The organism is Roseivirga sp. UBA1976 (assembly GCF_002336325.1).
Classification (GTDB): Bacteria; Bacteroidota; Bacteroidia; order Cytophagales; family Cyclobacteriaceae; genus Roseivirga; species Roseivirga thermotolerans.
Map to the genome: position 1 here is coordinate 60,659 of NZ_DDDQ01000159.1, position 7,706 is coordinate 68,364.

Below are 7,706 nucleotides of genomic sequence, written 5' to 3' on the forward strand. Positions count from 1 at the left end.
AAACAAGTCAGTCCTTGCATCAGCCATTGGAACCTCCTTTCTCTTCGAATAGCGTTCCTTTCTTCCAATCGGCACTTTTATCCCAAATAATCCATTCCTTGCCGCCTCCATGTCTGGAAGACTGAACAACAGCTTTGAAATTCTCTACTCTGATTTTGATATCAAACAAATGCCGGATTGGCTTGTACTTGGTAAAGTCTGCCTTGTAGGCAATACAGGCAAAGTTTTTTCTCGGAAAATCCTTTATCAAATCTCTTACCTCTCCATAATTCAACTCAAGGAAACTGATAGAATCAAGCAGAATCAGCTTGCCAGAATTTGGCCTTTTGAGTTTATCATACACCTGATCAAGCGTAACTATATCACGAGCATACATCCATTTTCCCGTACTCAAAAGGTCTTCAAATTTGTTACGTTGGGCACTTTTAGTTATTTGATTGTGCTTACCTTGCTCAAAGTTGAAAAGATGCACCTTGCCGAAATACTGAGCCATCATTTTAGACATCTGCATTTCATACTCGGTTTTTCCATGCCCCGCATCTCCATCAATGTAGATATTGAACTGATCCGGCAATTCACCAAAATGAGCAGCCCATTCTGAAGGCATATCCCAATATTTGAACTTCCAGTTCAAAACATCACGAACCCCATTACTCCTCCTAGCCATGATTTACCTCCTTCCCTTCAAGAGCTATAAAACAGGCTTTTACTAATTCAGCCGGAGCAATTTCAACACGTCCCATTTCTACAAAATCAATGATTAAGCCTCCATTCGATATATCTACTGAGTAGGTGAAAGACTGTCTGTTAATCTCACCTTTTGCATACTCATGTCTTAATGAAAGAACCTTGTAGCTGTGATCAATAATACTAGCAGGTATTAATATTTTAGCCACATTTACAGCCCCTCTGTCGATTGCGTTAGCCATGATTCGCCTCCTTTCTCACTTTGTTCCAAACCCTGAAATCGAGCCATTGCTTCGCTCTGATCATAAACTTTGAATACACCATTTCAGGAGCTTCATAGTGGCAGGCATAGTTTTCGCCCATTCTCAGGTTTTGATGTTCAATCTGAAGAACAGTCATATCAAGCTCCTTCACCTCAGGATGAATCGGCCAATCGAAACCAAAGCGAATTGCAATGGCAATCATTAGCCTTTCCTCAAGGTTCTTATACTCCGGCAGTAGTTCTTTAACAGGGCTTGAAAGGTCATTCATAAAGGCCTCCGAGGCATCATGAAACAACGCTTGCAAAGCAAATTCAGGGTTTTGAATTGAAACCAAGCCAGCCACATGCAGAGAGTGCTGAGCCACAGAATAGAAGTGCTTTATCTGACCATTCCATCGGCAAGTATGAATCAAACCCTGAACAATATCTTCTAAGAATATTGTCTCCGGGTCAGGGTCTAATATGTTGATCAGGCTCTTATGAAAAGTGCCAACCACTCCGCGCCCCATATCAGTAGACCATTTGTTATCCGACTCCTTTCTTCTTGCTTGATAGGATGTAAATGGCTTATGGTTGAAGGAATTCAACTCCGTAGCTTTTTCCCTAGCCTCATTTTCTGTTAATCCTGACTGAATTATACCATCAAGGTGATCATCAAAATACTTCACTACAATCCAATCAGTTTCTTCCGACTTCTGACTTCTAACTTCTGACTTCTTAACCTTACCCATTATGAACCTCCTTTCTTACCTCTTCAGTCAGTTTCTTCTGATGCTCCACACAAGCCGTTTGTAGGCACTCAGGGTTCTTGCATTTCTCCTCGCATTCCCTTCTAATTCGATCTTTCATCACAATCTCCCAATCCACAAGCCTCTCACCATCATAGGTCTTTTTCACTTCCCAACCATCTCCAAGAGTGGCCGGATCAACGCCTACAATCTGACCCAATACCGCCAGATCATAATTCCTACAATTTTTAGCTATTTGTTCGGTAGGTGTGCAGTCTTCAACCCAAAGCACTGATTTCATTTCTTCCCATATTTCCAGCCTCTTGCTCTTAGCTTCTTTCTCCTGAACTATTAGCGCATTGTAATCAAAAGGATCAGCGAGAAGAGCATCTTGAATCTTTCTTAGCTCCAAGTCAATCTCAATGATTTCTGTTTTACAGACGAAGTAGTATTCGTCCATTTTCTTATCCAGCTCCTCAGTAATCTCAAAGAGAGCATCCCGATTGCTATTATATAGCTCGCCCTGCCAATTGGTAGTATTTTCAATATGTAGGAGGTGAGCGTTTTTGATTGCCTGTTTCTTCTTAAGAATGGCTATCTCCTGGGCTAGTTCAATGCGTCTCATAGCACTTTTTGAGCTAAGTCCAACGAAACAACCTCATCCATCTCCTCACTCATTCGGAAGAGCTTTTTAACATTACCCTCCAATTCTCCAACATTAGAAGAGTGCTGGTAAAGCATGTCTATAATCTCCTTTTGGTAGATTCCAACCGCCATACAGATATCTTCTACCTCAGCTTTCTCCATCGAAGTAAGTTGAACAAATCCACCTTCTCGAATTCTTCTAAGCACTTGAGGAAATGGGGTTTTATTCCTCTTTGCCTTTGTTTCAAGAGTCTTCTCGAAATCGTTGGCACCAATCAAAACCATTCCACAAAATCCCTTTAGAGAGTCCATCATAGCTTTGATCGATCCCCAACTTCTATCTTTAAGGTTCTCAGCTTCATCAATTATGATTAGAGCATTCTGTTCGTGCTGTAGCTTCTTAACAATGGCCAATCGAATGTCCATCGTAGTGCCTTCATCATTTACTCCAACAGCTCTTGCGAGTGCTCGTATAAAGCCTTTCGCGGTCATATCATCCGCACAGGTCACTACATAGGTAAACTCAGGGTTCTCGGTTAAATACCGGGTTACGCTGTGAGACTTACCAAGTCCTGTAGCTCCATCAATAGCGTGAGGCAACTTGGTGTCTCTTGCGTCAATAAAAGCGAATTCGCAAAGCTCCTGATTGTACAGGTTGAAGTGTTTCCAAACTACTTCCTCAATCTCAAAGGCAATAGCAATAGCAAGCTTGTGAAAGTACTGATCCGATATTTCGACCAGTTTACCTCCAGCCTTCATGTTGTTCCAGTTACGGTTAACCATCGCACTCAGGTAAGCAGGATGAATGTCAGCGAGTTTCGCTAGTTTTGCTTGGCTCAACCCCTTAGGGTTGTTTACTGTGGCCTTACTTCTCATGTAAGTCTCAGCAGCTTCAACGATAGCCTCCTTTTGGGCTTCGTCAAGTTTTTGGGTTTCTGTGATCATAAATGTTTGTTTTAATTGTTATTGTGGACTTTATATCCAGGAGCCTATTCAGTGGCCGGGGCGGCATCCCCGGCCATCTTTTAGAGGCAATTTTTTAACCTATCGATCATATCAGCCAACTCGGTAGAAACCTCGTTTAGCTCATCGATAACTTCTTGCATTCTTTCTCCTTTTTCTGACTCCTGAAGTGATTCAGGCATATTGAAAAAGGCCTCTTCTTCATCTACAGCAACTTCCTCAACATGAACTGTAAGGTTCTCCAAGGCTTCAATTGCGTAGTTAATTCGTTGTCTTCGTTCTTTATTCATAGCTGTGATCTATTATCTCAATACTCAGTACTATTTCCTTCCCCGCTTACGCTCTGCTCTCTTAGCCACAAAATCCCGTTTCCTTTGCTCTTCGCTTTTCACCTCGGCCTGTGTCTTTTTGGTCGCTGGCTTCATGCCTCTGGCAGTCACAATTCTATCGGTGTAATAGTTAGCGGCAGATTGTGCCTCAGGTCGCGCCAAAGCCTCAGCATATAGCTCCTCCATTGCAGGAATGAACTCCTCGCTTCTTGTAGCTCTCGCTCCCTCAATTCTTTGCTTGGCGGTCTTTATGTCAAGGCCTCCAATGTCAATCCCATATAGAGAGGCTTCAACTTCCAGCTCCTTACGCTCCAAGTAGTCCGTTTTCTCTTTTCTTCTCATGGTCTGTTTCATGTGAACAGCCATATCTAAGCGGCTTTGGCTTGCCTTATCTTTATAGCCTCTCTTCAAGGCCGGAATAGTATCGAGGTAAACGTCACCCTCAAGAATGTTCGGGTTTTTAGGGTCGGCCATTGCGTACACATCAACCGAACTCATATCGGTTTCATCGTAGTAAAGCCTCACGGTGCGGCTGCGGCCAATCTTGGGCAGGTGCCTCTCATAGCCGTTAAAATCATATTCGTAGGTCTTACGGTTGATCGTAACTTTCAGAACCTCGTTCTGAATTTGCTTCTTAGTCCATCGGTTAAAGAGCATCGGCATGGCGGTCGGGTCAATCACCTTCGCATCCGGGTGAATGTTAGACATCAGTTTGTCCCAACGGCAGCCGCCATCAAGTTTCTTTAGAGCCTTGAAGTTGTAGATGTTCACAAGCTTCACTATCTGATCAACAGCCTCTGCAAAGCTGCCAATTGCCTCACCTCTGTAATCTTGGTTTTGAATCCTGTTCTTATCGCGCTGGCTTCTTATGTTGCTACCTTTCCAACCTTCCACATGTTGAGTCAGGCGGTTAAGCTCCTGAACCAATCGCTCCACAAATCTCGCTTTAGGGTTGGCGGCCTTTCCATTTGGATCATTAGGGGCAGGCATGGTCACGTATTGACAGCAATGCTCAAACACTCGTTGAGTGTCATCCATCTTGTTTCCACTAAATCGGTCACTCTCAATTTCTATGTAGCTGCGGCCAACAGTGTTCAAGTGGTTTCGGTACATGGTTCTAACCATTTCACCACTCTCCACTATGCCAATATCAAAGCCTGTAATTGCTTCGGAGTAGTAATCCCAAACCGCAACAACATTCAGCATCACCTGTCCGGTCTTTTGCTTGCCTTGCTTGTCAGTAATTACCGTTTCAGTGTAGAAGTCAATACTCAAACCATCATATCCACCTTTCGCCAATGCGGCCAGAGGCTTCAGGCCATGAGTATGAGGTAATATACTCTTGTCAATTTCTGCAAAGCCATGACGCTCCCGGGTTATCACTTCCTCAACCTCAGGCTCGCTCAGAAAGTACTTCACTGCGCTCAGGCTGCAAGGTCTAACTCCGTCCTTTTTGCAGCGAAGAGCGTACATCATGTGAATTACCTCATGATCGAAAATATTCCCCTTGCCGGGGTTCATGGCTATATTGGTTAATATGGCCGCGTGATATTCTTTGATGTCTATTCGTCCACCCTTCAGAATACCTGGGCTATCCGGGTCGGTCACTTTCCCGATCACCCGTCTATTTTGGTTATCGAAGTGAGAAGGAATCAGGCTGGCCAATGCGGCATCATAGGCCAGTTGATCCTGTTTAAATTTTGGTTCGTTCGAATGGGCTTCAATAACCGTTTTAATGGCATTGCTCCAATCCAATTCGCGCTGCTGTAAAGTGGCGTAATTGCTCACTTTAAAGCCGTACCAAAACTTATACTTATGGGTATGGGGGTTGTGGACTTTATCGAGGTAGTACTTCAGCACTGCCTCGCGTAAATCTTTCTTAGTCTCAAAACCAATCTCGCGGGTTGCAGTCTTGGTTTTGTATTCGTTCAAGAATCTTAGACAGGCAGCCGCCCGGCTAAGGTCAAAAGCTTTATTCTTGCTTAAACCCTGCTTTTGAAATACAAACAGATCAGCAGGAGAGTAATATTTTTGTTCAATGAAATACTGAATATTGGCAACAACTTCCTCTCTGTCATAAGCGGCACGCTGCACACTGTTCACCTGGGCCTCTTGCAATAGCTCCTCTTTAGGTGGAAGTTTCTGTTTGGCCGAATCAGGAAGACTGTTGTAACTGATCAACCTCTCCCTTGCATCGTGTTCAGCTATGCGGTGAACCCAACTCTTAGAGCCTTGACGGTTTCTCTTCATCCCTGTTTTGACCGTGTTTGAATCAAATCCAAACGAGCCTATCAGGTCTTGAGAGAACAGCCATATATCGTTACCTTCAATTATCAAGCTTACTGCATTTAGTGTTTTAAATAGCGGGGGGTCTGTACACGACACGGCACTTCGCCCCCGCTTAGATAGAGAGAGTCTTTAGGCCTCTTCATTTATGGCCTCTAATTCTTCCTTAAGTTTTTTGGCTTTTTCCAAGGCTATTTCCTCTAGGTCTTCCTTGTGTTTAAAGTGTATGTTGAAGGCCAGTTGAACATTGCAGGTATCTGTTCTCTTCTCTGCCACTATCTTCTTGATAAGCTCCACGCTCTTTCCCACTGCGTTGGCTATTGTTCTATAGTCCTCGCCAGTGGCCTGATTTTTTATTTCAGCTAAAGTCTTCATATTTGTACTCGTCTCTAAGTACAATTGTAATGATAATTCTCCAAACAGAAAAAAATAATTTGGATAATTCTCATCATATAGTTTAAAATGTCGCAAATAGTAAGCCGTTTAAGGGATTATGTGGTATCGAAAGATATCAGCATTCGCCAATTTGAATTAAGTATTGGTGTCTCTAGCGGTGCTATTAGCCGTGCTTTTAAGAATGATACTGATATTCAGAGTAAGTGGATATCGAAAATTATCCATGAATACCCTGATATCAATATAGAGTGGTTAATCACCGGAAAAGGTGATATGATTAAGCCTGAAAAAGATGTACACCTATCTAACCCTCATGATGTACACCTATTATCTGAAAAACAATTCAATTCCACTACAAAAAAGGTGTACACAGAAGAGGGTAAGGTTACGGGTAAGGTCAGGGGTAAGGTAGAGCCTAATATCAATTCAAATCCACAACATTCTACCTTACCCCTTGTCAGAGAGCCACAAGAGGCATATACTAAGGTCATCAGCAAACCCGTGCTCGTTACAGTAGATAATTCTGGAGCTGAGAACATCATTTTTGTACCAGTAAAGGCAGCCGCAGGCTATTTAGTAGGTCTTCACGATCCTGAGTACATTGAAAGTCTTCCGGCTTTTGGCGTCCCAACGCTTCAAAACGGGGTTTTTAGGGCTTTTGAGGTGCAAGGTTACTCTATGCTCGCAGAAGAGGGGCGAGGTCTATACCCGTCCGACATTGTAATAGCCCAATATGTTGAAAGCCCCTTAGAGGTAATAGATTGGCGGGTTTACGTTGTTATCAGCCGGGATGAGGGAATAATAGTGAAGCGTTGCCTCAACCGGATCAGAGAGAATAATAAGCTGATTTGTAACTCCGACAATAAAAACGGAGAATATCCGCCAATCATTCTCGAAAGTGAGCAGATTCTGGAGACATGGGAATTTAAAGCAGTGATAAGCCGCCAGATTCCGCGCCCAGGCGATTTATTCAGCCGTTTGAACAACTTGGAGGCAAGAATGGCATTATTAGAGCAGCAAAAATTAAATCCATCTTAAAGTTTGAAGGGTTTTCGATAGCTGTTCGAAGCCAAAAATTAAAAGCAAATTCAAAAGAATTAAGGAATTGAACTGACAGAAATATACAACTATACACCGCAAATCTGCGAATGCGTTAAAATTTCGCCCTTTTGACTCAAAAATCAGTGTTTAAAAAAATCCGCCCCCCGTATTGGCGTTCTCATTTTGTGGAGCGATTATAATTTTTTAAAATATTTTTGCCGACCCATTTGCATTATTAAAAACCGGTGCTACCTTTGCACTCCCATTTGATCACAAGCACAACAAAAACAGGGTAAAACCTGGTGTAAGTGAGAAATAAGGGCTCTTAGCTCAGTTGGTTCAGAGCACCTGCCTTACAAGCAGGGGGTC

The 7,706-nt window shown here is 43.0% G+C and carries 9 protein-coding genes; 1 reads left to right on the top strand and 8 read right to left on the bottom strand.

From position 1 onward, the window contains the following. Window positions 1–19: 19 nt before the first annotated feature. The 8 genes from B3763_RS16440 to B3763_RS16475 form a co-directional block, all read right to left on the bottom strand. A complete protein-coding gene (locus B3763_RS16440) occupies window positions 20–667 on the bottom strand; it encodes a hypothetical protein (protein ID WP_286747918.1) in 648 nt (215 codons plus the stop codon). Then, window positions 660–929 carry a hypothetical protein gene (locus B3763_RS16445; RefSeq protein ID WP_286747920.1) on the bottom strand — a complete coding sequence of 90 codons (270 nt, stop codon included), beginning with the start codon at window positions 927–929 and terminating at the stop codon, window positions 660–662. Before B3763_RS16445 ends, B3763_RS16440 begins: the two co-directional genes overlap by 8 nt. Then, a complete protein-coding gene (locus tag B3763_RS16450) occupies window positions 922–1,680 on the bottom strand; it encodes a hypothetical protein (RefSeq protein WP_286747922.1) in 759 nt (252 codons plus the stop codon). Before B3763_RS16450 ends, B3763_RS16445 begins: the two co-directional genes overlap by 8 nt. Beyond that, window positions 1,673–2,302 carry a hypothetical protein gene (locus B3763_RS16455; RefSeq protein ID WP_286747924.1) on the bottom strand — a complete coding sequence of 210 codons (630 nt, stop codon included), beginning with the start codon at window positions 2,300–2,302 and terminating at the stop codon, window positions 1,673–1,675. Before B3763_RS16455 ends, B3763_RS16450 begins: the two co-directional genes overlap by 8 nt. Continuing rightward, the gene (locus B3763_RS16460; RefSeq protein WP_286747926.1) at window positions 2,299–3,267 is read right to left on the bottom strand and encodes an ATP-binding protein; all 969 of its coding nucleotides are present in this window, start codon (window positions 3,265–3,267) and stop codon (window positions 2,299–2,301) included. The genes B3763_RS16455 and B3763_RS16460 overlap by 4 nt, the downstream gene beginning before the upstream one ends. Window positions 3,268–3,347: 80 nt before the next feature. Then, window positions 3,348–3,575, bottom strand: coding sequence for a hypothetical protein (locus tag B3763_RS16465; protein ID WP_286747928.1), 228 nt, complete (start codon window positions 3,573–3,575; stop codon window positions 3,348–3,350). Window positions 3,576–3,605: 30 nt separating this feature from the next. After that, window positions 3,606–5,864 carry a hypothetical protein gene (locus tag B3763_RS16470; RefSeq protein WP_286747930.1) on the bottom strand — a complete coding sequence of 753 codons (2,259 nt, stop codon included), beginning with the start codon at window positions 5,862–5,864 and terminating at the stop codon, window positions 3,606–3,608. Between the two features lie 168 nt (window positions 5,865–6,032). Next, window positions 6,033–6,275 carry a hypothetical protein gene (locus B3763_RS16475; protein ID WP_286747932.1) on the bottom strand — a complete coding sequence of 81 codons (243 nt, stop codon included), beginning with the start codon at window positions 6,273–6,275 and terminating at the stop codon, window positions 6,033–6,035. Window positions 6,276–6,362: 87 nt separating this feature from the next. Here B3763_RS16475 and B3763_RS16480 point away from each other — a divergent pair, with 87 nt between their 5' ends. Next, complete coding sequence (locus tag B3763_RS16480; RefSeq protein ID WP_286747934.1) at window positions 6,363–7,334, top strand: S24 family peptidase; 972 nt, start codon at window positions 6,363–6,365, stop codon at window positions 7,332–7,334. The last annotated feature ends 372 nt before the right edge of the window (window positions 7,335–7,706 follow it).

Bases quoted from the DNA above. Each gene is read 5' to 3' on its own strand.
- B3763_RS16440 (WP_286747918.1), bottom strand. From the start codon at position 667: ATGGCTAGGAGGAGTAATGGGGTTCGTGATGTTTTGAACTGGAAGTTC.
- B3763_RS16470 (WP_286747930.1), bottom strand. From the start codon at position 5,864: ATGAAGAGAAACCGTCAAGGCTCTAAGAGTTGGGTTCACCGCATAGCT.
- B3763_RS16480 (WP_286747934.1), top strand. From the start codon at position 6,363: ATGTCGCAAATAGTAAGCCGTTTAAGGGATTATGTGGTATCGAAAGAT.
- B3763_RS16445 (WP_286747920.1), bottom strand. From the start codon at position 929: ATGGCTAACGCAATCGACAGAGGGGCTGTAAATGTGGCTAAAATATTA.
- B3763_RS16450 (WP_286747922.1), bottom strand. From the start codon at position 1,680: ATGGGTAAGGTTAAGAAGTCAGAAGTTAGAAGTCAGAAGTCGGAAGAA.
- B3763_RS16455 (WP_286747924.1), bottom strand. From the start codon at position 2,302: ATGAGACGCATTGAACTAGCCCAGGAGATAGCCATTCTTAAGAAGAAA.
- B3763_RS16475 (WP_286747932.1), bottom strand. From the start codon at position 6,275: ATGAAGACTTTAGCTGAAATAAAAAATCAGGCCACTGGCGAGGACTAT.
- B3763_RS16460 (WP_286747926.1), bottom strand. From the start codon at position 3,267: ATGATCACAGAAACCCAAAAACTTGACGAAGCCCAAAAGGAGGCTATC.
- B3763_RS16465 (WP_286747928.1), bottom strand. From the start codon at position 3,575: ATGAATAAAGAACGAAGACAACGAATTAACTACGCAATTGAAGCCTTG.